The sequence below is a fragment of the Pararobbsia alpina genome (assembly GCF_965118125.1).
Lineage (GTDB): Bacteria > Pseudomonadota > Gammaproteobacteria > Burkholderiales > Burkholderiaceae > Pararobbsia > Pararobbsia alpina_A.
In genome coordinates this window covers 2,072,121-2,096,340 of sequence record NZ_OZ221287.1, presented here as the reverse complement: position 1 = coordinate 2,096,340, position 24,220 = coordinate 2,072,121, and the positions used below count along the sequence as shown (strand labels likewise).

Here is a 24,220-nt window from a genome sequence, read left to right as displayed (position 1 = left end):
GAACCACGAACACGGCAATCAGGCCAGCGGCCTCGACCTTTTCACGCATCGTGTGAGCCTTAGATGAACACCGACACCCTCCAGACGCATTCGCATACCGAGGTCGATACCCGCTTCGCGCACGACCCTGCCCTGATGCTTTCGGCGCGTGGCGTGGCGAAGACGTTCACGCTGCACACGCAAGGCGGCCAGCAGATTCCCGCGCTCGACGGCGTCGATCTCGATGTATCGCGCGGCGAATGCGTGGTGCTCGTCGGCCCGTCGGGTGCCGGCAAGAGCACCTTGCTGCGCTGCCTGTACGGCAACTACCTGGCCTCGACGGGCACGATCCGTCTGCGCGACGACAGCCGGCCGGAGCACTACCTGAACGTCACCGGCGCGCAACCGCACGAGATCATGCGCGTGCGTCGCGACGTGATCGGCTACGTAAGCCAGTTCCTGCGCGTGATACCTCGCGTCTCGACGCTCGATCTCGTTGCCGAGCCGCTGATCGCGCGCGGCGTCGACGAACACGACGCCCGTCGCCGGGCCGGCGACTTGCTGGCTCGCCTGAATATCTCGACGCGGCTCTGGCCACTGGCGCCTGCGACATTCTCGGGTGGCGAGCAGCAGCGCGTGAACATCGCGCGCGGGCTGATCGCTGCGCATCCGGTGCTGTTGCTCGACGAGCCGACCGCATCACTCGACGCGGAGAACCGCGACGTCGTGGCAAGCCTCGTCACGGAAGCGCGCGAACAGGGTGCGGCGATCGTCGGCATCTTCCACGACGAAGACACGCGCGCGAAGATCGCCACCCGCCGGCTGGAACTCGCACCCGTTGCGATGCCGGCGGCGGCCTGAGGACTGCATGAGACACTGTGCCCTGACGGGCTCACACCGAACCGATTGTGGAGCAGCAGCATGCTGATCAAGAATGCACGGATCGTCGGCCGCGATGAGGATTTCATCGGCGTCGTCCGGATCGAAAACGGCGTATTGACCGACGTCGCGCGCGGCACGACGAGCGCGCTCGAGGCCGAAGACTGGGACGGCGACTACCTGCTGCCCGGCCTTGTCGAACTGCATACCGACAACCTCGAGAAGCACCTCGCACCGCGCCCCGGCGTGCTCTGGAACGTCGAGGCCGCGTTCGTGATCCACGACGCGCAAGTCGCGGCGGCCGGCATTACGACCGTGTTCGACGCACTGGCGATCGGCTCTCGCGTCGATGTGGGATTGCGCGGGCGCGAGACGCAGCGCAAGGCCGCTGCCGCGCTCGAACACCTGTCGTCGCAAGGCCTGCTGCGCGCCGATCACTATCTGCACCTGCGCTGTGAAGTCGCCACGAGCGATGTGCTCGAAGCGTTCGACGAGCTCAGCGATCATCCGCACCTGCATCTCGCCTCGGTGATGGACCATACGCCGGGCCAGCGTCAGTGGCAGGACCCGGCCAAGTGGCGCCAGTATCAGGAGCGCAACGGCAAGTGGACCGATGAAAAGATGGCGACGGCGCTCGTCGAGCTTGCCGAGCAGCAGGAGCGCTTCGCACATTCGCATCGCCGCGCGATCATCGAGCGATGCAACCAGCTGAACGTGCCCGTCGCCAGCCACGACGACACGCTGATCGAGCACGTCGCAGAAGCCGCCGACGACGGCATCGCGATCTCCGAGTTTCCGACAACGCTCGAGGCGGCACGCGCTGCACACGAGCGTGGCCTTGCGACCGTCATGGGTGCGCCGAACGTCGTGCGCGGCGGTTCGCATTCGGGCAATGTATCGGCGCTCGATCTCGCGAAGCACAGCCTGCTCGATATCCTGTCGTCGGACTACGTGCCGTCGAGCCTGATGATGGCGACGTTCGAACTCACGCGTGCGGCAGGCTGGTCCTTGGCCAAAGCGGTGGCGTCAGTGTCGATCACGCCGGCGAAGGCTGCCAACCTGCATGATCGCGGCGCGATCGACGTGGGGCTGCGTGCGGATATCGTGCGCATCTCGCTCGCGGGCGCGATGCCCGTGCCGCGCGCAACGTACTCAGCCGGCCGGCGTATCGCTTGAGGATTCCGGCAGGACTGCGACCGTGTCGACCGACGCGGTCGCAGTCGCGATCCACGCATCGAGCGCGGGGATCGCGTCGCTCAGGCCGAGCCGGCCACCCGCCAGAAGGCGCTTCGTCGCGGCCGGCAGCCGCTTGACCGCATATTCCGCCTTCGACGCCACCGAACGATCGGGCAACTCGAACGTCGCCAGCAGACGTCGCGGCGCGCGTGAACGCGTGTACCGCGCGCCTGTGCCCTTCACATGTTGTTCGTAACGTGCTGCGACATCGACGGCAATCCCCGTATAGAGACTGTCGTCCGCACATTCGATCAAGTAAAGAAACCAGGCCATAGCGACAAGAAATGCGAGGGGCGTCATCGCGCCCCGATGCCGGAGCGCCGACGGCGCAATGGCCCGCATTATCGCCGATCGGAAGCCGCGGCGCCCTGCCCGCCCCGAAGAACAGCGAGTCCGAAGATCGGGCGCCCCGAAGTTCAGGCGATCCGAACGTCAGGCGATCTTGAAGATGCTGACGACTTCGGCCAGGCGCGCGCCCTGCACTTTCAGATCCCCGGCCGATTGCTCGGCGGTTGCCACGAGGTCGGCGCTCTGCTGCGTTGCTTCGCCGATCTGCGTCACGGCGATATTGATCTGCTCGATGCCCGTCGATTGCTCGCGCGACGCGATATTGATATCGGACATGATCGAGTTGACTTGCTCGACGCGCGTCACGATATCGCGCATCGTCTCGCTCGCCTGCTCGGCGATCTTGTAGCCATGCTCGACCTTCGTGACCGACTCTTCGATCAGCGCGCCGATTTCCTTCGCGGCCTGCGCACTACGTTGTGCGAGCGCGCGAACTTCCGATGCGACCACAGCAAAGCCGCGGCCGTGCTCGCCGGCTCGCGCCGATTCGACCGCTGCGTTCAGCGCAAGGATATTGGTCTGGAATGCAATACCTTCGATCACCGACGTGATATCGCCAATACGCTTGGCCGAATCGCTGATATCGCCCATGGTCGACACCACTCGCGTGACGGCCTCGCCACCGTCCACAGCCGCGCTCGCGGCACTCGCGACCAGACGATCCGCTTCGTGTGCATTTTCCGCATTGCGATGCACGGTCGACGTCAGTTCTTCCATGCTCGCAGCAGTCTGCTCGAGGCTGCTTGCCTGGGTCGAGATGCGCAGCGCGATCTCTCCGCTGTCCTGCGCGATCGAGTCGGTTCCGTTCGAGATATCGCCTGCCACATCGCGCACTTCCGCGACGATGTTAGCCAGGCCATTGCCCATCTTGTCGATCGAGGTCATCAGGCGGCCGATTTCGTCGGCGCGCGAGGTTTCAAGACGCGCGCGCAGATCGCCTTCGGCGAAACGCTCCGACAGCGTCACGACCTCATCGAGCGGGCGTACGACGAGCTTGCGCGTGACCGTCACGAAGAACAAAGCAAAGGCCACCACGAGCGCGGCGCCGATCGAGAACGCGCGATTGCGCGCGGTCATCACGTCGGCCAGCAACTCGTCGCGATCCGCCGAACCCGCGACGATCCAGTTCCATTCCGGCACAGCCGTGTAGCTGACGATGCGATGACGCGCATCGGTATAGCCCGAGGCCGTATCGACCGCCTTATATTCGATCAGGCCGTTCTTGGTATCGAGCATCTGGCGATACACGCCATCCGCGTCATCCGGCGCCTTGCCCTCGGAATCGGGGTGCACGAGGAACTTGCCGCGATTCGGACCATTCGACGCGTCGAGCGCAAAGAAATAACCGTGCTGACCGATCTTTTTGTCGAGAATCTTCTGGCGGACTGCCGCATATTGCTCGCTGATATCGACACCGACGAACAGTGCGCCGATCACGCGTCCATTGGCGTCTTTGACCGCCTGGTATTTCGTGATGTATTGCTTGCCGAACAGCTTCGCAATGCCGAGATACATCCCGCCACTCGACACCGGACCGTAGGCCGGCCCCTTGCGATCGAGCAGCGTGCCGATGGCGCGCTCGCCGTTTTGCTGTTTCAGGGAAGTCGTCACGCGAACGAAGTCGTCACCCGAACGCGCGAAGATCGTCGAGATCGCGCCGGTGCGGGCGAGGAACGCGTCGGGAATCGAGAAGTCGAGGTTCAGCGTCTGATCGCCAGCCTTCATCGTCGGCGTCGGCTTGCCGTTGATGGCGACCGTCTGCGTTTCATCGACCGAGAATGTCGAAGGCAGGAAGCTCGCAAACAACCCCATGAAATGGTCGACTTCGGCATTCAGGCTCGCGTTGTACATCGCGACCATGTCGGCAATGCCGCGGTCCTGCTCGTGAATCGATGCGACCGCCTCTTCGCGGACCAGCGATCCCGCCGTGCTCGTGAGCGACCAGGCGAAGAATGCAAAGAGGACGGCGACGATACCGCAGGCCAGCAGCGCCAGCTTTGCGCCGATGCTCTGATGCCGAAACGACAATTTGTTCATAGGTGCCAAAAGGTAAAAATGACTCAGCACAAGGCGGCGTACAGCCACTGCGCCGCATTTCCGCGCCCGCTTGCGGTACGCGTTATGGGTATGGGACTGAGTGAGATATCGGCACGAATGAGCCAGACTTTACAGATTATTTCATTGACGCATATTGAATCGGGGAAATGAACAGGGAAATGAGCAGGCAAATGGGGGTTATCGATATTGGCTTGAATTCATATTAATTCTGGTATTTCGGAATGCGCTTCTGGAATACGGGAATGACACGTTGTCAGCACGAATCATTGTCATCGCAATGTGTTTCTAATTCGTCATATTTAAATAATCATTTAAAGCCAGTCGCGCATCCGGTACCAGGCCATGGCCAGAACCAATGCAGGCATGCGCAGCAACGCACCGCCCGGAAAATCGCGGTGGTCGATTTTGGCGAACACGTCGAAACGGCCGGCTTGCCCGGCAATGGCCTCGGCAATCAGTTTCCCGGCCAGACCCGTCGTATTGACGCCGTGCCCCGAAAAACCCTGCGCAAAATAAATCGTCGGCGACAGGCGCCCAAAATGCGGTGCACGATTCATCGTGATATCGCATAAGCCACCCCATGCGTAGTCGATGCGCGCATCCGCAAGCTGCGGAAACGTCTTGAGCATGTCGCTGCGCATCGCCTGGGCAAGATTGGGCGGTTGCACGGTCGAGTAGCTGACCTTTCCGCCCCAAAGCACGCGCCCATCCGGCGACATGCGGAAATAGTCGAGCACGAAACGGCTGTCGCACACCGCGGCGTTTGCCGGCATCAGCGCTTGCGCGCGCGCGACGCCAAGCGGTTCCGTCGCGATGACATAGGTCCCCACCGGCATGATCTTGCGCGCGGTCGCCGGCACGAGCGTACCGAGATAGGCGTTGCATGCGAGCACGACGAACTTCGCTTTCACCCGCCCGTCATCCGTCGCGACTTCATGCTTGCCCGACGCAGAATCGAGTCCGGTGACAAAGCTGTTTTCGAAAATGCGCACACCTGCTGCCCGCGCGGCGCGCGCAAGCCCAAGCGTGTAGTTGAGCGGATGAAGATGCCCGCTATGCGGGTCAAGCAGCCCGCCGAGATACCGGTCCGACTGCACGTACTGACCCAACGACTCTTTCGGAATCCAGCGCAGGCCGTTCTGCCCGAAACGCCGTGCCGTGTCGTCGCGGTCCTCCTGCAGCGCACTCACGTCGCGGGGTTTGTTCGCCGCATGCAGATAGCCGAACGTGAGATCGCAATCGATCGCATGACGCTGCACACGCTCGCGGATGATGTCGATGGTCTCCTGCCCCATCTCCCAGACCGCGCGAACTTCGGCCTCGTCGAGTTGCGACGCGAACGTGTCGATGCCGCACGCATAGCCGGCGATCATCTGCCCGCCATTGCGCCCGCTCGCACCCCATCCGACCTTCGCTGCCTCAAGCACGACGACCGACAAACCGCGCTCGGCAAGATTGAGCGCCGTCGAGATTCCGGTCAGGCCCGCGCCGACGACGCAGACATCACAGTCGATGTCGCCTTCGAGCACAGGGTAAGGAAAATGATCGTTGGCCGTCGCGGCGTACCACGACGGCTCATGCGATTGATTCGCGATATTGAACATAAGCTCAGTGCAAAAAAAGCAAGCTGCCGCGCATCGGCTGCGATTGTCCTTTGCGGGCACAGCGTGCGTGCAGAACACGTACCGCAACGGCGCATACCGACCCCGAAGCCGCGGCATCCGTGTCGCCCGCGTCCGGCCCGATGCGATGCGCATGACGCAGGCATCACGCGCATCGCACTCCCCTCGCCTGGATCAGAACGAGTAAATCAACTGCGTACCGAACAGATCGTTGCTGCGCGAATACGAACCGTCGTTGCGCAGGAACACACTCTGGCTCGCCCAGTCGTGGCGATATTCCGCCTTGACCGTGATCTGCGCGGTCGGATACCAGAGCAGGTCGAGCGCGACGTCCATGCGGTTCGCACCGCTGCAATCGCTGCCGTTGCCGCCGTTGGCAATCGAGTTCGCGAGGCACTGACGCGAAATGCCGAAGCCGTTGTACGGATCGCCACCGCTGCCGTCGAGCACGATACCGCCGCCACCGCCACCGTTCTTGTGGTCAGCCAGGTAGTCGTAGCGCACCGTCCAGCCCATGCGACCGATCGTCGGCAGGTTGAAGCCCTGATGCGCCTGCAGCGACACGCCGTACCACTGCGCCTGACCGCCGTTGAACGCTGCGTGCTCCTGCTGACCGTAGTCGACTTCCGCGTTCAGCAACAGATCGGCGGTCGTATAGGTCATATCGGCCTCGGCGAAGAAGAACGTACCGAACGCCGAAGTGCCCAGTCCGCCCGGACCATACATCGCCGGCGTCGGATTGCCGCTCGCATCGACACCGGCCGGCGTCGACTGCAGCGTCTGACGGCCGATATTGAACGAGCCGCCGATATCGAGCCGGCTGTTCGCCGTGTAGTCGACCCGCGTCGTAAACGTCGGGATCTTGTTGCTCGTCGTGATCGGATCGCCGAACTGGTTCGTGTTGTTGTTCGCGACCGCGCCATACGTGCGGTACTGCTCGTTGGCGAGGAAGAACTTCCAGGCCCAGTCGCCCTTCGTGTAGTTCGCCCCGACGCCGACGTAGCTGCCCGGATCCGACCAGTCGTACAGCAGGTTGTGGGTCAGCGTATTCATCTGGTTCGACTGCTGGACTTCATAGCCGCCGAAGCTCGGGATCAAGCCGATGACGGCCGTCCATTCCGCCGTGACCGGTACGTTGACGACGGCCGTATTCAGAATGTTGTTGCCGATATCGCCGTGCTCGTTCGTCAACAGTGTGATGCCGTTGCCGCGGTTCGGCATCAGGGTGATTTCGGCCGACGGCGCCATCGGTCCGACACCGAACGTCTTCTTGATGTCGAGATACAGATCGCCGAACGTGCTGTTGTAGTAGTTGTAGGCCGACTCATGGTTCGCGAACAGGAAGCTCGACGAGCTCTGCGCGCGATTGTAGATATAGGTCGGATCGAGATAACCCGTGATCGACAGGCCCGCGAGCGGTCCCGTCTGCGCCGCGTCGTTGAGCGTATCGACCTTGAGCTGCTGGTTCGAGACCTGCTGCTTGAGTGCGTCGAGATCGGCGTTGGTGATGTGCGCTGGCGCAGCGTCGTACTCGGGCGTACCGGGCTCCGGTGCGGCTGCAGCCGCCGTGGCCGGCGTGCCGTTTGCAGATGCGGCGACCGCTGTGCCTGTCGTACCGCCCGCTGGCGCCGGACCCGCTGCCGCTTGCGCATGCTCGAGCGCATCGACCTTCTTCTGCAGCGCGGCAAGTTGCTTCTTGAGCTCCTTGATCTCGCTGCTCGTCGAATCTGCCATGGCGAGTCCCGGCAACGTCGCCGCGACCAGCAGGCAGATAAGCTTCTTCTTCATGACCATTCTCCGTAGTAAGTCGTGTGCCAACTTTCTTGAGGTCCTTCGAAACCGCCCGAATACCGCTAAGTCCCGCTGTGTACCGCCCGATACCGCTCAATACCGCTGAATTCCGTTCGCGACGGCCATCCGGCATTGCCACCCGCATGGCCGTCCGAAAATCCGCCTGTGACGCGTGCCCGTCAGACCGCGGCCGTGCTGGCCGGTGCAACCGCCGGCATCGGTGCGAATGCGAGTTGCATATCGCGAGTGCGCTTGCGTTCCTTGGTGACCATGAGCTGATTCACCACGATCACGCCGACCGTCACCACTGAAATGAACAGGGTCGCCAGTGCATTCATCTCCGGATTCAGGCCAAGCCGCACGCGTGAAAACACCACGAGCGGCAGCGTCGTCGAGCCGGGGCCGGAGAGAAATGCGGAGAGCACGAGGTCGTCGATCGACAACGTGAACGAGAGCAGCCAGCCCGACAGAATCGCTTGCGAGATCAGCGGCACGGTGATCACGAAGAACACCTTGAATGGCGTCGCACCGAGATCGAGCGCGGCCTCTTCGATCGAGCGATTCATCTCCTTGAGGCGCGACTGCACGATGATCGCGACGTAGGAAATACAGAGCATCACGTGACCGATCCAGATCGTCAGCATGCCGCGGCCCTTGGGCCAGCCAAGCAGCTGCTCCATCGCCACGAACAGCAACAGCAGCGAGATGCCCTGGATGACCTCGGGAATCACGAGCGGCGCATTGATCATTCCCGTAAAGAGCGTGAAGCCCTTGAAGCGTCCGAAGCGCGCCATCACGAAGCCGGCCCACGTGCCGATCACGATCGACGCGGTCGCGGTCAGCAGGCCGATCTTCAGGCTCAGCCATGCGGCCTGAAGCAACTCATCGTCGTCGAGCAGCGCCCCATACCACTTGACCGAGAAGCCGCTCCAGACCGTGACCAGCTTCGATTCATTGAACGAGAACACGATGAGGCTCAGGATCGGGATATACAGAAACGCAAATCCCGCCGCGAGCACTGCAAAGGACAAGGCACGATTGGGCCGGATCATGATTGCCCCTCCATTTCGCGGACCTGGTAGTACTGGAACACCGCCATCGGCACGAGCAGCAGCAACACCATGGCGACCGTGACCGCCGAGGCCATCGGCCAGTCGACATCGTTGAAGAACTCGTCCCACATGACGCGGCCGATCATCAGCGTGTCGGCACCGCCGAGCAGTTCGGGGATCACGTACTCACCGACGGCCGGAATGAACACCAGCAGACAGCCGGCGATGATCCCGTTCTTCGACAGCGGAATCGTGATGCGCCAGAACGCGACCCAGGGCTTGGCACCGAGGTCGTACGCCGCCTCGAGCAGACGCAGGTCCATCTTCACGAGGTGCGCATACAGCGGCATCACGAGAAACGGCAGGTACGAATAGACCATGCCGATATAGACGCCCGCATCGCTGTGATACAGCTTCAGCGGCGACGTGATCAGGCCGATGCTAGCGAGGAAGTGATTGAGCAGCCCGTCGTCCTTGAGGATGCCGATCCATGCGTAGACGCGGATCAGGAACGACGTCCAGAACGGCAGCATCACCGCCATCATCAGCAGGTTGCGCGTCGCCGGGTTGGAGCGTGCGATGTAGTACGCCATCGGATAGCCGATGAGCAGACAGAGCACGGTCGAGATCGCCGCCATCTTCAGCGAACTCAGATACGTCGCCACGTAGAGACTGTCCTGCAGGAGGAACAGGTAGTGCCCGAGCTGGAACGCAAAATTGACGACACCATCCTTGATCTGCACGAGATCGGTATAGGGCGGCACCGACAGTTGCGCGCTGGCGAAACTGATCTTGAGCACGAGCACGAACGGCACGGCGAAGAACAGGACGAGCCAGAAGAACGGCGCTGCGATGACCAGCGTGCGGCCCGACGGCACGAAGCGTTGGAGTGAGGTGGCGGCTTTCATACCGTGAGCACCGTGCCGGATGACGCGGACCACGTCACATAGACTTCGTCGCCATACGCCGGCGCCCCCTGCTGCATGAGTCGCGAACTCGACAGGTTCGCCACGACGACCTTGCCGCTGTCGAGCTTGACGTGATACAGCGTGTAGCTGCCCATATACGCGACGTTGCTCACGGCACCGCGCGCATAGTTGTCGTTACCTTCCGGCTTCGCCGTCGACACCAGCACGCGTTCCGGCCGGATCGAGATCGAGACCGGCATGCCAAGCGGCCCTGTGATGCCGTGGCTGATATGCATGCGCACCGGCAGATCGGCGCATTCCACGTAGATGTGATCGGGCTCGTCTTCAACGACGTGCCCGTCAAACAGGTTCGTCGAGCCGATGAACTGCGCCGAGAAGCGCGTGTTCGGATACTCATAGACCTCGTTGGGTGTACCCACCTGAACGATGCGGCCTTCGCTCATGACGGCGAGACGGCTTGCCATCGTCATCGCCTCTTCCTGATCGTGCGTGACCATCACGCACGTCACGTCGACCTTGTCGATGATGTTCACGAGTTCGAGCTGGGTCTTCGCACGGATCTGCTTGTCGAGCGCCGACATCGGCTCGTCGAGCAGCAGCAGCTTCGGCCGCTTGACGAGGCTGCGCGCCAGCGCGACACGCTGCTGCTGACCGCCCGACAGCTGATGCGGCTTGCGTTGCGCGAAGCGGCCCATCTGGACGAGATCGAGTGCGTCTTTCACGCGTTCGCGAATCTCGGCGCGCGGCACGCCTTCCTGCTTGAGACCGAACGCGATATTGCCCTCGACCGACATGTGCGGAAACAGCGCGTACGACTGGAACATCATGTTCACGGGCCGCTTGTACGGCGGCATCGTCGCGAGATCCTGTCCGTCGACAAACACGCGCCCGCTTGTCGCCGTCTCGAAGCCCGCCAGAATGCGCAGCAGCGTCGACTTGCCACAGCCCGAGCTGCCGAGCAACGCGAACAGCTCGTTCTTGCGAATCGACAGCGACACGTTGTCGACCGCCACGCTGTCGCCGAACTTCTTGACCACGTTGTCGATCCGGATGAACTCCGGTGCGTTTGCCCGAAGCGGCACACGATGCGCCTCGCTGCGCGCATCGCTCTGACCGACAGGTGGAGCCGTGCCCCCCGGCGCCGTGATGGCCGCAAAAGTCGCTCCGAGTCCGGGCGCCGACGGCAGCGATTGCAGCGGCGCCTTCCTGTTCAACCAAGCTGTGGGCAAAGAGAAGTTCATAACGCTAAAACCCTTTCTCAGAATTTGGGCGTGCAAAGCCCCGTTGCGTGCGCCAGAGGGCGCCGCAATCCATGCAGGCTGCGTCAGGCGCGCTTGATCGAAGCGCGCCTGAAACGGCCGTCCTGCGGTATGTCAGTGAAAGCGCAAAGCGGGACTACATGCGTTGCAGAGCGGGTTGGCGCTCATTTGGCGTTCGTTTCTACGCGTGATTTCAAACGCATAACGCGCCTATTAATGCTGCATTAACGACGCATTACCGATGCATTAACGACCCATAAGCGACGCATAAGCGGCACTTGACGTGTGCACCAGCGCGTCACAATCGACCCATTGAGCTGATCGCCATGCTTCACATTCCTTAACGTCCCGTCTTGAGTTCAGCCCAAAGGCGGTTTTCAAGGCGGAGGATGTCCGACGGTACCGGCTTCATCACCGTGAGCTTGGCCAGCACGTCGGCCGGCGGGAACACGTTCGGATCGTTGGCCGTTGTCGGATCGACGAATTGCTTCGAAGCCAGGTTCGCGGTCGGATAGAACACTTCGTTCGTGATCGCCGCGCTGACCTTTGGCTCCTCGATGTAATTGATCCACTTGAGCGCTGCCTCAGGGTGCGGCGCATCCTTCGGAATCACCATGATGTCGAGCCACAGCAGACCGCCCTCCTTCGCGTTCGAGAACTTGATCTCATACGAACGCTTCGCTTCGCTCGCACGGCGGCGCGCGATGCCGACGTCGCCCGAGTAACCGAGCGCGACACAGATATCGTTGTTGGCGAGGTCGTTGATATAGCCCGATGAATTGAACTGCGTGATGTACGGGCGGATCTTCTTGAGGACCTCGAGCGCCGCCATATAGTCGGCCGGGTTGGTGCTGTTCGGATCCTTGTGCAGGTATTGCAACACCGACGGGAACACATCGGACGCTGCGTCGAGCAGCGACACGCCACAGCTCTTGAGCTTCGAGATATTCGCCGGATCGAAAATCAGCGCCCAGCTGTCGACGGGTGCGCCATCGCCGAGCACCTTCTTGACCGCCTCGACGTTATATCCGATGCCGTCGGTACCCCAGGCCCACGGCACACCGTATTGATTGCCCGGATCGGCCTGTGCGACGAGCTTCATCAGCGCGGGATCGAGATTCGACAGGTTCGGCAGCTTGGACTTGTCGAGCTTCTGATAAATGCCGGCCTGGATCTGCTTGGCCATATAGGTCGACGTCGGCACGACGATGTCGTAGCCCGAGCTGCCGGCCAGCATCTTCGCCTGGAGCGTGTCGTCGCTGTCGTAGTTGTCGTACTTGACCTTGATACCCGATTCCTTTTCGAAGTTCGGGATCGTGTCCTTCGCGATGTAGTCGGACCAGTTGTAGACGTTGAGCGCCGTATCGGCCGCGCTGGCCGGCGCCGCGATCATCGAACCCGCCACGGACACCGCGAACAGCGCCGCCGCGAACACGGATTTGCGAAGATGACATTCATTCATGATGATGAGTTTTCCCCTTGCGGTTGAAGAGCCGTTCTGCGCGATCTTGTCGGTGGCGGCAGGTCCGGCATGCTTTGAATCGAATTGCGTTCTTCCCTGAGCGACTGCATCTTCGTTGCGACGCCGCGTGGCGTGTCTGCATGGCCGGCCGGCGTCGCTTATCTCCATGACCTTCTACGTGACCTGTCTGTGTGGCTGAGCTGCGCGACCTATCCTTGCACGCCAATTTTCTTTGCCGTGAGATCGATCGCACGTGCGGCCTTCGAAACCAGCTCGTCAATTTCGGCACGTGTGACGACGAGCGGCGGCGACAGCAGCATCCGGTCGCCCGTGGCTCGCATGATCAAGTCCGATCCGAAGCAGAAATCGCGGCAGATCGTGCCGACGTCGCCGCCATTGGCGAAGCGCTGGCGCCCGACGCCGTGCGCATCGCCCTTGCTTTGCGCAAGCTGGATGCCGGCAACGAGCCCTGCTCCGGAGATGTCGCCAACGATCGGGCTTGTCGCGAGCGCATCGCGCAGCGACTGCTGGAAATACGGGCCGACATCGTTCTTCACGCGATCGACGATGCCGCCGTCGCGCAGCAGCCGGAGATTCGCGACCGCCACCGCCGCCGCGACCGGGTGGCCCGAATACGTGAGGCCGTGATTGAACTCGCCGTTCTCGACGATCGCCTGTGCGACGTGGTCCTGGATGCCGACCGCGCCCATCGGCACGTAGCCCGAAGTCAGGCCCTTCGCCATCGTGATCAGATCGGGTTTGAAGTCGAAGTACTGATGCGCGAACCACTCGCCCGTGCGGCCGAAACCGCCTATCACTTCGTCGGCCACGAGCAGGATGTCGTACTTGCGGCAAATGCGCTCGATCTCCGGCCAGTACGTCGCCGCCGGAAAGATCACGCCGCCCGCACCCTGGAACGGCTCGCCGATAAAGGCCGCGACGTTCTCGGCGCCGAGCTCCAGAATCTTTGCTTCAAGTTGTTGTGCACACTGACGGCTGAACGCCTCAGGCGACAGGTCGCCACCATTGCCATACCAGTACGGCTGGTCGATATGCACGATGTGCTCGACCTTCGACGGCATTTGCTCGTGCATATAGTCCATGCCGCCGAGCGTCGCACCCGCGATCGTCGAGCCGTGATACCCGTTATTGCGCGAGATCACATACTTCTTCGATGCCTGCCCCTTCACGCGCCAGTACTGCCACACCACGCGCAGCACAGTGTCGTTGCCTTCCGAGCCCGAGTTGCAATAGAAGAAATGATTGAAGCCCGGCGGCGTGACTTCGGCGAGCAGCGCCGAGAGTTCGATGACCGGCGGGTGCGTCGTCTTGAAGAACGTGTTGTAGAACGGCAATTCGAGCATCTGGCGATACGCGACTTCGGCCAGCTCCTTGCGTGCATAGCCAACGTTCACGCACCACAGCCCTGCCATCCCGTCGATGATCTTGTGGCCGTCGGAATCCCACAGATACACACCCTCGGCGCGCGTGATGACGCGGCTGCCGACGCGATTGAGCGCGCCCATGTCCGAGAACGGATGGATATGGTGTGCCGCATCGAGTGCGCGATATTCGGCGGTGCTGCGCGCAGCGCGCTGCGCCGTCGCGGCGCCGAGTGCGCCGGACACGCTTTGCGAGGCGGTCGGCCGACTGCCGGCCGATGCGACGATCGAAACAGGGTCATTGCTGAACGACATGGTGTTCTCCGTACTTGAGGGTCATGCCGCCGTGCGGCCGCATGACCTTTGCTAAGTTCGCGCTACGCGGCGACGCGCGGTTCGGTACCGGCGCGAACTGATGCTTGCTGATGCGTACTGACGCGCACCCACGCACACCGACGCGCACGCCGCGTCATCACAGTCATCACACGTGCAACAACAAATGCTTGCGTTCCCACGAGCTGATCACGCGGAAGAACGCTTCGTATTCGGTTTCCTTGAGCGCGAGAAACGCTTTGACGAAGCGATCGCCCATGATCTCGGCAATCGGCTCGCACCCCGCCATCCGCACAATGCCCTCTTCGAGATTGCGCGGCAGCTGATACGGCAGGCCGTAGCCATCACTCGTCAGCGGTTCGGTCGGCTTGAGCTTCTTCGTCATGCCGAGATAGCCCGCCGCGAGCGTCGCGGCAATCGAGAGATACGGATTGGTGTCGACGCCCGGGATCCGGTTTTCGACGCGCCGTGCGTTCGGCGTCGAATACGGCACGCGGAACCCGACGGTGCGGTTGTCATAGCCCCACTGCACATTGATCGGTGCAGCCATGAAACGTGACAGACGCCGATACGAATTGATGTACGGCGCAAAGATCGGCATCAGGCACGGCGTATATTCCTGCTCGCCCGCGAGATACCCGTAGAAATGCTCCGTGGGCTGACCGTTGTCGTCGGTGAACAGCGGCTTGCCCGTCTCGAGATCGATCACGCTCTGATGGATATGCATGGCCGAGCCCGGTTCGTTCTCCATCGGCTTGGCCATAAACGTCGCGTACATGTTGTGCCGCAGCGCGGCCTCGCGCACGGTACGCTTGAACAGGAACACACGATCGGCCAGATCGAGCGGATCGCCGTGCAGGAAGTTGATCTCCATCTGGGCCGCGCCGACCTCGTGAATCAGCGTGTCGACTTCGAGGTCCTGAAGCTCGCAGTATTCGTAGATGTCTTCAAACAAGGGGTCGAACTCGTTCACCGCCTCGATCGAGTAGCTCTGCCCGCCGGTCTCGGGGCGCCCCGTGCGACCGACCGGCGGCGTGAGCGGCATGTCCGGGTCCTTGTTCATGTCGACGAGATAGAACTCAAGCTCCGGCGCGACCACGGGTTTCCATCCGCGTGCCTTGTACAGATCAAGAACCTTGCGCAATACATAGCGCGGCGAGATCTCCACAGGCGTGCCGTCGAAATGCACGGCGTCGTGAATGACCTGCGCGGTCGGGTCGACGGCCCATGGGATCAGGCGCATCGTCGACGGATCGGGCACGCAGATCATGTCGGGGTCGGTCACCCCGGTCAGAGAGCCATCTTCGGGATAGTCGCCCGTGACGGTCTGCACCATCACAGCGAGTGGCAGGCGCATGTTCTCGCCCGTTTCGAACTTGCTGCGCGGAATGATCTTGCCGCGCGCGACCCCGGCCATGTCGGGAATCACGGCTTCCACTTCGGTGATCCGGTGCTTCTTCAGAAACTCGTCAATGCTTTGCATGATGGTTCTCGATGTGTCGGAATCCGGCTCGCCGGCGCGCTACGAGTGCATTACTCGTGAGTCGCCAGCCGGGCCTCGCTCCGTTTTCGACAGGCCTCGCCAAACGCGGCGAACAACGCGGACGACACAGCGTCCTGCGCGTATTTCCACTCCGGGTGCCATTGCACGGCGAACGCAAACGCCTGCGCATCGGTCACGCTGAACGCTTCGATCAGCCCGTCGGCCGCGGTCGCTTCGACCGTGAGGCCATTGCCGAGCTTGTCCACGCCCTGGCCGTGCAAGGAGTTCACCTGGATGTCGAGTGCGCCCGCTATCCGATGCAGGATCCCGTCGGGAACGACATGGACCGGATGGGAAGGCGCGTATTGCCTGTCGAGGGGATCGTCATGGTTCTCGCGGTGATCGTTCAGCCCTTCGACCGCGTGAACCCTTTGATGCAGGGTGCCGCCGCGCACCACATTCATTTCCTGAAAGCCCCGGCAAATCGCGAGTACGGGCACACCGGCCTTGATGGCCGCATCGATCAGCGGCAAGGCGGTGTTGTCCCGGTGCGGGTCATGCAGCGTGCCGTGTTCACTCGGCGCACCGCCATATCGATGCGGCTCGACGTTCGAATAACTGCCCGGAAACAGCAGGCCGTCGACAAGTTCGAGCGTGCGTGCAATCGACTGCGGCGTTTCGAGCACCGGCAACAGAACCGCGAAGGCACCGGCTCCGCCCGTGACCGCCGTGATGTATTTCTCGGCGACCGTATGGGACGGATGCTGCCCGATCAGTTTTCGGTCGGCACAGACGCCGACGATCGGTAGATGTGACATGACCCACAACCCGCGTTAGAGGTGATTGCGTTGGCTTGCAGAAAATCGAAGCGTAGGCGCGAGGCTCGACAACGCCCGCGTCACGAATGCGCTTGCGCGCTTGTTCTGCGCGTGCCCGACATCACTCCGATGCGAAGCATCGAAGCGCGGCGCGACGAAAGAGAGTTTCGCCGGCCGGTAACCCGGAGCACATGCCGTTAGGACAGGTGTCGGGCTGCAGGGCAAGCGGGAAGGAAACTACGGCAGCAATGAAGCGACTTCGTCGCAATGCACCGCGATAAACGCGCGTGCATGGATGGCGTTGTGACGTCGCACCGACCGGCGCGACAGGATCGTATAGATCGAAGCGAACCGGCACAGCGCCGAAACGTAGTGGGTACCGCGCAACCCCTCGGCACAATCACGAGTGGAGCATGCCGCGGACCGCAGGTGTGAGCCAAACGTCTGGCGATCCCACCTCAGTAATGGACCTCGTACTCTCACGATGGCACTCTTTTCAGGGAATGTCGTGCGTTAAATATTTTCGACGCAAGCGTTTTTCTGATACCTGTTTCGCGACCGTGACGTGTTTAACGTTGCGGTACGCGTGCGTCGATTTCATCGAACCAAGGTGGAAAAATTTTTTCGCCTGTGGCACCGATGACTCCAGCATAGTCGAGTCAAAATTGCCTTGGTAGCCCTTTATACCCTTAGAAGGCTAGTGCTTACCCTAACAATCCCGATCGTTTGTGTCTGCTTAGAATAGGTACTCTTGCGCGCCCCTGCACGTCGACCCGCTTATTTTATTCAACACGGGACAGCGTCACGCGGCTCGAAATTCTCGACAGTCATCGCCTGGAGCCAGGATGTCAGTGGAAGTCGCGACGCGGTTGCAATACATCCGCAAGAAGAACGGTCTGTCTCAGCGCGAGCTCGCCAAGCGGGCCGGCGTGACCAACGGCACCATTTCGCTGATCGAGCAGAACCGTGTAAGCCCCTCGGTCGGCTCGCTCAAGAAATTGCTCGAATGCATCCCGATGAGCCTCGCGGAGTTTTTCACGTTCGAGCTCGACGAGAACAAGTCGGTCGTGTTCTGCGCGGAGTCGCTGCCCAATCTCGGCAATGAATCGATCCAGCTCCGCCTCGTCGGCTCGGGCGTCAAGGATCGCAATATGTGCATCATGCGCGAGGTCTACGAGCCGCAGGCGGATACGGGCCCCGAGGTGCTCGAGCATGCGGGACAGGAAGGCGGTGTCGTCGTGCGCGGCGAAATCGAGCTGACCGTCGACGGTCAGTCGTACACGCTGCGTCCCGGCGATGCGTATTACTTCGAGAGCAAGCTACCCCACCGCTTTCGCAATCTCAGCGATACCGAACCCTGCGAGATTGTTTCGGCGAATTCTCCGCCGACGTTTTGAATTCACGCATTCACTCTTCAATGGCATGACGTGCACACCGTGCACAACGCGCTGGCCGCCTGCAGGACGAAGTGGCACACATCGCGCGCCCTAACCTGATGACCGGAGGTCCGATGGATACGAAGGCAACGAAAGATTTGCAGTACTGGAAAAACTACGCGAGTTCACTGAAGATCGATGCACGCGCGTTTATCGATGGCAAGTCCGTCGAGGCCGCAGACGGGGCGACGTTTGATTGCGTGAGCCCGATCGACGGAAAAGTCATCGCCAAAGTTACACAAAGCGGCGAAACCGAAATCAACCTTGCCGTCGCCGCGGCACGGCGCAGCTTCGAGCAAGGTGTCTGGGCCGGTCTGAATCCGCGCAAGCGCAAGAGCGCGATGCAGCGATGGGCCAGTCTGCTGCGGGAGCATGCCGACGAGCTGTCGGCGCTCGAGACCATCGACGCGGGCAAGCCGATCGGCGATACGACGAGCGTCGATATTCCGGGTGCGATCTATTGCGTCGAATGGTTTGCCGAGGCCATCGACAAAGTCGGCGGTGAAGTTGCGCCCGTCGATCATCATCTCGTCGGTCTCGTCACGCGTGAACCGATCGGCGTGGTGGCGGCCGTCGTACCGTGGAATTTCCCGCTGCTGATGGCATCGTGGAAATTCGCGCCCGCGCTTGCCGCGGGCAACAGCGTCGTGCTCAAGCCCTCGGAGAAGTCTCCTCTGACGGCAATCCGCGTCGCGCAACTCGCGTTTGAGGCGGGCATCCCCGCCGGCGTATTCAACGTCGTGCCGGGCTTCGGCTCGGCGGGCAAGCTCCTCGCCCTGCATATGGACGTCGACTGCATCGCGTTCACGGGATCGACCGCGGTCGGCAAGCAAATCATGCAGTGCGCGGGGCAATCGAACCTCAAGCGCACATGGCTCGAACTCGGCGGCAAGTCGCCGAACATCATCCTCCCCGACTGCCCCGATCTCGATCGCGCGGCGTCGAGCGCGGCGAGCGCGATCTTCTACAACATGGGCGAGATGTGCACGGCCGGCTCGCGCTTGCTCGTGCATCGCGACATCAAGGACGCGTTCATCGAAAAGCTGCTCGTTGCCGCGAAAAGCTATACGCCCGGACATCCGCTCGATCCGTCGACGTCGATGGGCGCGATTGTCGATACGATCCAGCTCGAGCGCGTGCAGTCGTATATCGAAGCCGGGCGTGCCGAGGCATCGCTGCTGACGGGTGGCAATCGTACGTTGCAGGATACGGGCGGGTATTACATCGAGCCAACCGTGTTCGATGTGTCCAATCCCGCCGCGCGCATCGCGCGAGAAGAGATCTTCGGGCCGGTGCTGTCGGTGCTGACCTTCGACTCGGTCGATGATGCCGTACGCATTGCCAACGACAGCGAATACGGACTCGCTGCGGCGGTCTGGACCTCGAACCTGACCACCGCTCACGAAGTCTCGCGGCGTCTTCGTGCAGGCACGATCTGGGTCAACTGCTACGACGAAGGCGGTGACATGAACTTCCCGTTCGGCGGCTACAAGCAGTCCGGCAACGGGCGCGACAAGTCGCTGCACGCGCTTGAAAAGTACACCGAGCTCAAGTCAACGCTGGTGCGCTTGCGGTAAATCGAGCGCGCAACGCACGCGGCGCATGGCAGATAAGCCGCGTGTGCGCTCGAGGGTCTTCCTGTCACCAGCGCCGGGCAATCGTGCTTGGGCCGTGCATGGACCGGAATGAATCGAAACACGGCATTGAAGACGACCTCGTCATCAAGCATGGGCGCATCGCCGGCCTCTCATCTTTTTCCTACACACACCGAGATCATTTCCTGTCTCGCAATCCATAGCTGCTGACGAACGCCGGGCACGCGCCTGATAGCTGCCGCGTGCCCGCGCGCCCAGAATGGTTCTCTCGTTAATCATTATTGGACACAGAGAACCATGCCACCCGACGTTCACATCCCACCCAGTTCTTACCTTTCCTTTCTCGATCCAGAAGATCAGCAAGAGCTTTACGTCAAAGTGATGACCACCAAGCTCACACCGGAACGCAAAGCACAACTCGAGCACCACCGCGAAGTCGCCGAACGGATGCTCCGCGGCGAATTTGTCTCATTTCCGTTTCCTCGACCGAGATAGTTCCATGAAATCACGCGCCTTGTATCGCATCGATCAGGTGGCAGCAAAACGGCTGGAAGGGTTTCGTTGCGGCGATCCCAACCTTGATCAGTTCCTTGCTGAATACGCAATAGCGTATTCGCTAGCCGGGCTCACGCAGACGTTCATCATGATTGAACCCGACTGCGAGGTGCCCGTTGCGTACTTCAGCTTGTCTACCGATGGCATGCCACTCGACTTTGTTGAGCGCAACCGACTGAGTCTGGCATTCGATTGTTCGTTGAGCTTTTTCCCGTCCATCAAAATCACCAAGTTTGCCGTACGGGAGGATCTTCAATCGAACGGAATCGGAACCGACTTGATCGACACCATCGGAGGCCTGGCGCACACGCCCAACGTGTCTGCGCGCTTGCTCACCGTCGACGCCGCAAGCAACCCGAGAACGATAGCGTTCTATGAGCGCAACGGGTTCCGAACGAGCCGACGGCATGCAGACCGAGCGACCATGAGGAATTCGCGAAACCGGTCCGCTCAAGGCGATTCGCGCACGGTGCATATGTTCCGCGACCTATACGATCCGGAAGAAGCACATCCTCTTGCGTCGCGCTGGCCGCAGCCGCTCAAAGTTGAGGATCGGTTACCCGCTGGATGGAGTTCCCGTCCCACGAGGCCGCTTACAACCCGAACGCCGTCGAGCGTGTGGCAATAGCGTTGGCTTGTTTTGGCGAGCCGTCGACATCGCCTCCCGTCTCGTCGGCCTATTTTGAAAGCACAGTAACCACCGCCTTGTCCCGCAACGACTTAGCGGCCTTCTCCCTGGGTTATCCACAGATTTACGCACCTCATCTGTGGGTAACCGGGTACTTGCTCACAGGCCAGTTCGAAAAAGCGTTTCACAAGTGAACACATTTCATTTTTGTGTCTGCATTGGGCGATTGACGTACGCGTCGGGAGACCCATCGAAATGATGCAGGCTAGATGTGTTTATTTATCGAAAAGCGGTTCCTCGACGTCGTCGACCTACGACACAATCGAGTTGATCTGCGCCATATTGGGCACGCTGCTCCGACAACGGAGACGCAGAACCGAGACCCACAAACGAGGCCCACAACCGAGACCGTGTGAATCAACTGCCCGCTCACACACCCAATGCTTCGCGAAGCCGGTGATAGAGAAAGCCGATTTCGAGCACAGGCCGGCGTAATGCCTCGCCACCCGGGAAGCGCTCATGCTTGATCCGTGTAAAGAGATCAAAGCGACTCGCCTGCCCCGCGATCGCCTCGGCCACAATGCGTCCCGCCATGCCGGTCAGTGCCACCCCGTGCCCTGAGAAGCCCTGCAGATAGTAGATATTCGGCGCGATCCGTCCGAAGTCCGGCGCGCGATTGCGTGTGACGTCGACAAAACCACCCCACGCGTACTCGATCTTCAGATCCGACAGCTGCGGATAGACCGTCAACATGCGTTGCCGCAGGATCGGCGCGATCGCATTCGGATCGACAAAGGCCGTCGTCGCACGTCCGCCGAAGAGCAAGCGGTCGTCAGCCGACACACGGTAGTAGTCGAGAAAGAAATTGTTGTCGCACACTGCGGCGCGGTCGCGCACTAGGCTCGATGCGCGATCCGGATCCATGCGTTCGGTCGCAACGATAAACGACCCGATTGGCGCAATCCGGTCATGCACCTTGGGCAGCACGCGGCCGATGCTCGCATTGCCGGCCACCACCACAAACGAACATTCGATATCGCCGTGTGCCGTCCGAATGCGGGGCTTTGCGCCCTCGACGATCTGCGTCACCGGCGTATGCGCATACAAGCTCGCGCCCGAACGCCTGACGGCGTCCGCGAGGCCGAGGCAATACTTGAGCGGATGCAAGTGCCCGGAGAAGCTGTCGTGCACTCCGCTCAGGTAATGATCGGTATCGATATGGTCGTTCGCGTCTTCGACCCAGGTCAGGTGCGAGTAGTCGAATCGCTTGCTGGCCGTATCCATCCACTCGCGCAGATCAGGGATACGCTTGGTATGCGTGGCGACGGTTAAATATCCACTCGTGAAATCGCATTCAATCGAATACTTCGACATGCGTTCGCGCACGAGGGACACGGCATCGACCGACATGCGCCATGCGCGTTTCGCATCTTCACCAAGCTGCGCGACAATTGTGTCGTCATTGGCAAAGCCGACAAGGCATTGCCCGCCATTGCGACCCGAGGCACCCCATCCGGGTTCATGTGCATCGACGACCGCGACCGAGAAGCCCTTCGCACGCAGATCGAGCGCGGCCGAGAGTCCTGCAAACCCGGCTCCGATCACGCAGACATCGACCTGGGCATTGCCTTGCAACGGCGCATCGGCCGGAGGCCGCGTCACGGTCGCTTCGTAAAAGGAACGCCGGGTCAGCGGATCGTCATCGAGCGCTTGCACAGTCATATCGCTTGTCGCGGGTTGAAGTGAACGCAACATGATCGGCGTGTCATCCGTGCTTGGCAAGCCGCCGTATCGCAAGATGCTGCGAAACAACGACTGCCACTCGAGAGTCCGTTACTGATGACTGGCATACCACGGCTCAAACTCACCGTCCGATGCATCATGGCCACGACTTCATCGCCACGACCTTGACGCGCTACCCTCAATCACTACATCTCATCCGCCTGCGTGACCTCGGCCGACGGCGTGCTGTCCGCCGAGAGCTGCATGAAGATCCAGGCCGACGCGGACGTGATGATCCCGACACAAATAAACGTCAGATGGAATGCGGGCAACGCATTCGCATAGTCGACTTCACGGCCCATATGCGCACGAAAGGTCTGCAGCAACGCCCCGGCAGACGTGACGGCCAGACTCATCGACAGCATCTGCACCATCGACAGCAGACTATTGCCGCTGCTGGCGCCGCCCCGGCCCAGATCCTTGAGCGTCACCGTGTTCATGCCAGTGAACTGGATCGAATTGACTGCACCGAACAGCGCGAGCTGAATCAGCATGAGCCATATCGGTAACGCTGGTGAAATCGCCGCGAACGACGCGATCGCCACACCCACGAGAAATGTATTGGTCACGAGTACACGCCGATACCCGTAGCGCTCGATCAGCCGAGTCGCGAGCCGCTTGGACAACATACCCGCGAAGGTGATGGGCAGCATCATCAGCCCGGCCTCGATCGGCGTGTAGCCGAGACATACCTGCAGCACCAGCGGAATCAGAAACGGCATACCGCCGTTGCCAATGCGAGCGAACAGGTTACCGAGCAAGCCCACGCTGAAGGTGTGGATTTTGAAGAGGTTCAGCGAAAACAAAGGCTCCGGATGTCGCGTCGCATGGAGGCCATATGCCGTCAGTGCGGCCAGTGCGCCGATCAGCAGCATGAGCACCGTGGCATGCTCGAAACCCAGCTCGGCGAGTCCGTCCAGCGAGAACGAGATCGCGACCATAAACAGCGCAAGCAGCACATAGCCGCTCATATCGAACCGGCCCATCCCGCTTTGCTTGCTGTTGGGCATATAGACGATCGTCGCGATGCCACCGATCACCCCGACGGGCACGTTGATCAGAAAGACCCAGTGCCACGAAAAAGTCTCGGTCAGCCAACCGCCAAGCGTCGGGCCGATCAGCGGCCCGATCATGCCCGGGATCGCCACAAAGCTCAGCGCTTGCAGATAACGGTCTTGCGGAAAGGTCCGAAGAACGGCAAGACGTCCAACCGGCAGCAGCATTGCGCCGCCGACTCCCTGCACCACGCGTGCCGCGACCAGCGCGTCGAGCCGGTTGGCCATCGCACAGAAGATCGAGCCCAGCACGAACAGGATGATGGCCGATTGAAAGATGCGCCGGGTGCCGAAGCGGTCGGCCAGCCAGCCCGACGCCGGAATCACGACCGCCATGGTCAGTGAATAACCGATGATGACCGACTGCATGCGCAGCGGGCTTTCGCCAAGGCTCTGCGCAATCGGCGGGAGCGCGGTGTTGACGATCGTCGAGTCGAGCGTCTGCATGAAGAACCCGACGGCAACCACCCACAACATGATGGTCAGCGATCGATCCTGCTCCCGTGTCACAGTCATCGTTCGTAAGGGGCGGGCTAAC

The 24,220-nt window shown here is 61.3% G+C and carries 19 protein-coding genes; 5 read left to right on the top strand and 14 right to left on the bottom strand.

Translation table 11 applies throughout. The annotated features are described in order from the left end of the window. Positions 1–63: 63 nt before the first annotated feature. The gene (phnL, locus tag ACMFWR_RS09185) at positions 64–840 is read left to right on the top strand and encodes a phosphonate C-P lyase system protein PhnL (RefSeq protein WP_413194682.1); all 777 of its coding nucleotides are present in this window, start codon (positions 64–66) and stop codon (positions 838–840) included. Positions 841–900: 60 nt separating this feature from the next. Then, positions 901–2,034 carry an alpha-D-ribose 1-methylphosphonate 5-triphosphate diphosphatase gene (locus ACMFWR_RS09180; protein ID WP_413194681.1) on the top strand — a complete coding sequence of 378 codons (1,134 nt, stop codon included), beginning with the start codon at positions 901–903 and terminating at the stop codon, positions 2,032–2,034. On the opposite strand, the gene ACMFWR_RS09175 is transcribed toward ACMFWR_RS09180, so the two are convergent. The 12 genes from ACMFWR_RS09175 to ACMFWR_RS09120 all read right to left on the bottom strand — a co-directional run bounded on the left by ACMFWR_RS09175 (position 2,011) and on the right by ACMFWR_RS09120 (position 17,114). Then, entirely contained in the window at positions 2,011–2,394 is a 384-nt protein-coding gene (locus ACMFWR_RS09175) for a GIY-YIG nuclease family protein (protein ID WP_413194680.1), read from the bottom strand. The genes ACMFWR_RS09180 and ACMFWR_RS09175 overlap by 24 nt on opposite strands. Positions 2,395–2,526: 132 nt before the next feature. Then, entirely contained in the window at positions 2,527–4,479 is a 1,953-nt protein-coding gene (locus tag ACMFWR_RS09170) for a Cache 3/Cache 2 fusion domain-containing protein (RefSeq protein ID WP_413194679.1), read from the bottom strand. 332 nt (positions 4,480–4,811) lie between these two features. Beyond that, complete coding sequence (locus tag ACMFWR_RS09165) at positions 4,812–6,104, bottom strand: NAD(P)/FAD-dependent oxidoreductase (RefSeq protein ID WP_413194678.1); 1,293 nt, start codon at positions 6,102–6,104, stop codon at positions 4,812–4,814. A 192-nt stretch (positions 6,105–6,296) separates the two neighbouring features. Further along, positions 6,297–7,910: a DUF3138 family protein gene (locus ACMFWR_RS09160; RefSeq protein ID WP_413194677.1), complete on the bottom strand. Its 1,614-nt coding sequence runs from the start codon at positions 7,908–7,910 to the stop codon at positions 6,297–6,299. A 182-nt stretch (positions 7,911–8,092) separates the two neighbouring features. After that, positions 8,093–8,965 carry an ABC transporter permease subunit gene (locus tag ACMFWR_RS09155; protein WP_413194676.1) on the bottom strand — a complete coding sequence of 291 codons (873 nt, stop codon included), beginning with the start codon at positions 8,963–8,965 and terminating at the stop codon, positions 8,093–8,095. After that, positions 8,962–9,873, bottom strand: a complete 912-nt coding sequence (locus ACMFWR_RS09150) for an ABC transporter permease subunit (protein ID WP_413194675.1) — start codon at positions 9,871–9,873, stop codon at positions 8,962–8,964. The genes ACMFWR_RS09155 and ACMFWR_RS09150 overlap by 4 nt, the downstream gene beginning before the upstream one ends. Beyond that, complete coding sequence (locus tag ACMFWR_RS09145; protein ID WP_413194834.1) at positions 9,870–10,976, bottom strand: ABC transporter ATP-binding protein; 1,107 nt, start codon at positions 10,974–10,976, stop codon at positions 9,870–9,872. Before ACMFWR_RS09145 ends, ACMFWR_RS09150 begins: the two co-directional genes overlap by 4 nt. Before the next feature lie 517 nt (positions 10,977–11,493). After that, positions 11,494–12,615, bottom strand: coding sequence for a polyamine ABC transporter substrate-binding protein (locus ACMFWR_RS09140; protein WP_413194674.1), 1,122 nt, complete (start codon positions 12,613–12,615; stop codon positions 11,494–11,496). Between the two features lie 209 nt (positions 12,616–12,824). Then, positions 12,825–14,312: an aspartate aminotransferase family protein gene (locus ACMFWR_RS09135; RefSeq protein ID WP_413194673.1), complete on the bottom strand. Its 1,488-nt coding sequence runs from the start codon at positions 14,310–14,312 to the stop codon at positions 12,825–12,827. Positions 14,313–14,478: 166 nt separating this feature from the next. Next, a complete protein-coding gene (locus ACMFWR_RS09130) occupies positions 14,479–15,813 on the bottom strand; it encodes a glutamine synthetase family protein (RefSeq protein WP_413194672.1) in 1,335 nt (444 codons plus the stop codon). A 50-nt stretch (positions 15,814–15,863) separates the two neighbouring features. Next, the gene (locus ACMFWR_RS09125) at positions 15,864–16,631 is read right to left on the bottom strand and encodes a gamma-glutamyl-gamma-aminobutyrate hydrolase family protein (RefSeq protein WP_413194671.1); all 768 of its coding nucleotides are present in this window, start codon (positions 16,629–16,631) and stop codon (positions 15,864–15,866) included. Positions 16,632–16,868: 237 nt separating this feature from the next. Continuing rightward, entirely contained in the window at positions 16,869–17,114 is a 246-nt protein-coding gene (locus tag ACMFWR_RS09120; RefSeq protein ID WP_413194670.1) for a hypothetical protein, read from the bottom strand. Positions 17,115–17,476: 362 nt separating this feature from the next. Here ACMFWR_RS09120 and ACMFWR_RS09115 point away from each other — a divergent pair, with 362 nt between their 5' ends. The 3 genes from ACMFWR_RS09115 (at position 17,477) to ACMFWR_RS09105 (ending at position 20,845) form a co-directional block, all read left to right on the top strand. Further along, positions 17,477–18,028, top strand: a complete 552-nt coding sequence (locus tag ACMFWR_RS09115; RefSeq protein WP_413194669.1) for a cupin domain-containing protein — start codon at positions 17,477–17,479, stop codon at positions 18,026–18,028. A gap of 113 nt (positions 18,029–18,141) precedes the next feature. Beyond that, positions 18,142–19,644 carry an aldehyde dehydrogenase gene (locus tag ACMFWR_RS09110; protein ID WP_413194668.1) on the top strand — a complete coding sequence of 501 codons (1,503 nt, stop codon included), beginning with the start codon at positions 18,142–18,144 and terminating at the stop codon, positions 19,642–19,644. A 517-nt stretch (positions 19,645–20,161) separates the two neighbouring features. Next, complete coding sequence (locus ACMFWR_RS09105; protein WP_413194667.1) at positions 20,162–20,845, top strand: GNAT family N-acetyltransferase; 684 nt, start codon at positions 20,162–20,164, stop codon at positions 20,843–20,845. Positions 20,846–21,274: 429 nt separating this feature from the next. On the opposite strand, the gene ACMFWR_RS09100 is transcribed toward ACMFWR_RS09105, so the two are convergent. Then, a complete protein-coding gene (locus ACMFWR_RS09100; RefSeq protein ID WP_413194666.1) occupies positions 21,275–22,600 on the bottom strand; it encodes an FAD-dependent oxidoreductase in 1,326 nt (441 codons plus the stop codon). Positions 22,601–22,773: 173 nt separating this feature from the next. Further along, positions 22,774–24,198, bottom strand: coding sequence for a multidrug transporter subunit MdtD (gene mdtD, locus ACMFWR_RS09095; RefSeq protein ID WP_413194665.1), 1,425 nt, complete (start codon positions 24,196–24,198; stop codon positions 22,774–22,776). Positions 24,199–24,220 lie beyond the last annotated feature (22 nt).

Bases quoted from the DNA above. Each gene is read 5' to 3' on its own strand.
- ACMFWR_RS09100 (WP_413194666.1), bottom strand. From the start codon at position 22,600: ATGTTGCGTTCACTTCAACCCGCGACAAGCGATATGACTGTGCAAGCG.
- ACMFWR_RS09125 (WP_413194671.1), bottom strand. From the start codon at position 16,631: ATGTCACATCTACCGATCGTCGGCGTCTGTGCCGACCGAAAACTGATC.
- ACMFWR_RS09150 (WP_413194675.1), bottom strand. From the start codon at position 9,873: ATGAAAGCCGCCACCTCACTCCAACGCTTCGTGCCGTCGGGCCGCACG.
- phnL (WP_413194682.1), top strand. From the start codon at position 64: ATGAACACCGACACCCTCCAGACGCATTCGCATACCGAGGTCGATACC.
- mdtD (WP_413194665.1), bottom strand. From the start codon at position 24,198: ATGACTGTGACACGGGAGCAGGATCGATCGCTGACCATCATGTTGTGG.
- ACMFWR_RS09155 (WP_413194676.1), bottom strand. From the start codon at position 8,965: ATGATCCGGCCCAATCGTGCCTTGTCCTTTGCAGTGCTCGCGGCGGGA.
- ACMFWR_RS09160 (WP_413194677.1), bottom strand. From the start codon at position 7,910: ATGAAGAAGAAGCTTATCTGCCTGCTGGTCGCGGCGACGTTGCCGGGA.
- ACMFWR_RS09135 (WP_413194673.1), bottom strand. From the start codon at position 14,312: ATGTCGTTCAGCAATGACCCTGTTTCGATCGTCGCATCGGCCGGCAGT.
- ACMFWR_RS09110 (WP_413194668.1), top strand. From the start codon at position 18,142: ATGGATACGAAGGCAACGAAAGATTTGCAGTACTGGAAAAACTACGCG.
- ACMFWR_RS09165 (WP_413194678.1), bottom strand. From the start codon at position 6,104: ATGTTCAATATCGCGAATCAATCGCATGAGCCGTCGTGGTACGCCGCG.
- ACMFWR_RS09170 (WP_413194679.1), bottom strand. From the start codon at position 4,479: ATGAACAAATTGTCGTTTCGGCATCAGAGCATCGGCGCAAAGCTGGCG.
- ACMFWR_RS09175 (WP_413194680.1), bottom strand. From the start codon at position 2,394: ATGACGCCCCTCGCATTTCTTGTCGCTATGGCCTGGTTTCTTTACTTG.
- ACMFWR_RS09140 (WP_413194674.1), bottom strand. From the start codon at position 12,615: ATGAATGAATGTCATCTTCGCAAATCCGTGTTCGCGGCGGCGCTGTTC.
- ACMFWR_RS09105 (WP_413194667.1), top strand. From the start codon at position 20,162: ATGAAATCACGCGCCTTGTATCGCATCGATCAGGTGGCAGCAAAACGG.
- ACMFWR_RS09180 (WP_413194681.1), top strand. From the start codon at position 901: ATGCTGATCAAGAATGCACGGATCGTCGGCCGCGATGAGGATTTCATC.
- ACMFWR_RS09115 (WP_413194669.1), top strand. From the start codon at position 17,477: ATGTCAGTGGAAGTCGCGACGCGGTTGCAATACATCCGCAAGAAGAAC.
- ACMFWR_RS09130 (WP_413194672.1), bottom strand. From the start codon at position 15,813: ATGCAAAGCATTGACGAGTTTCTGAAGAAGCACCGGATCACCGAAGTG.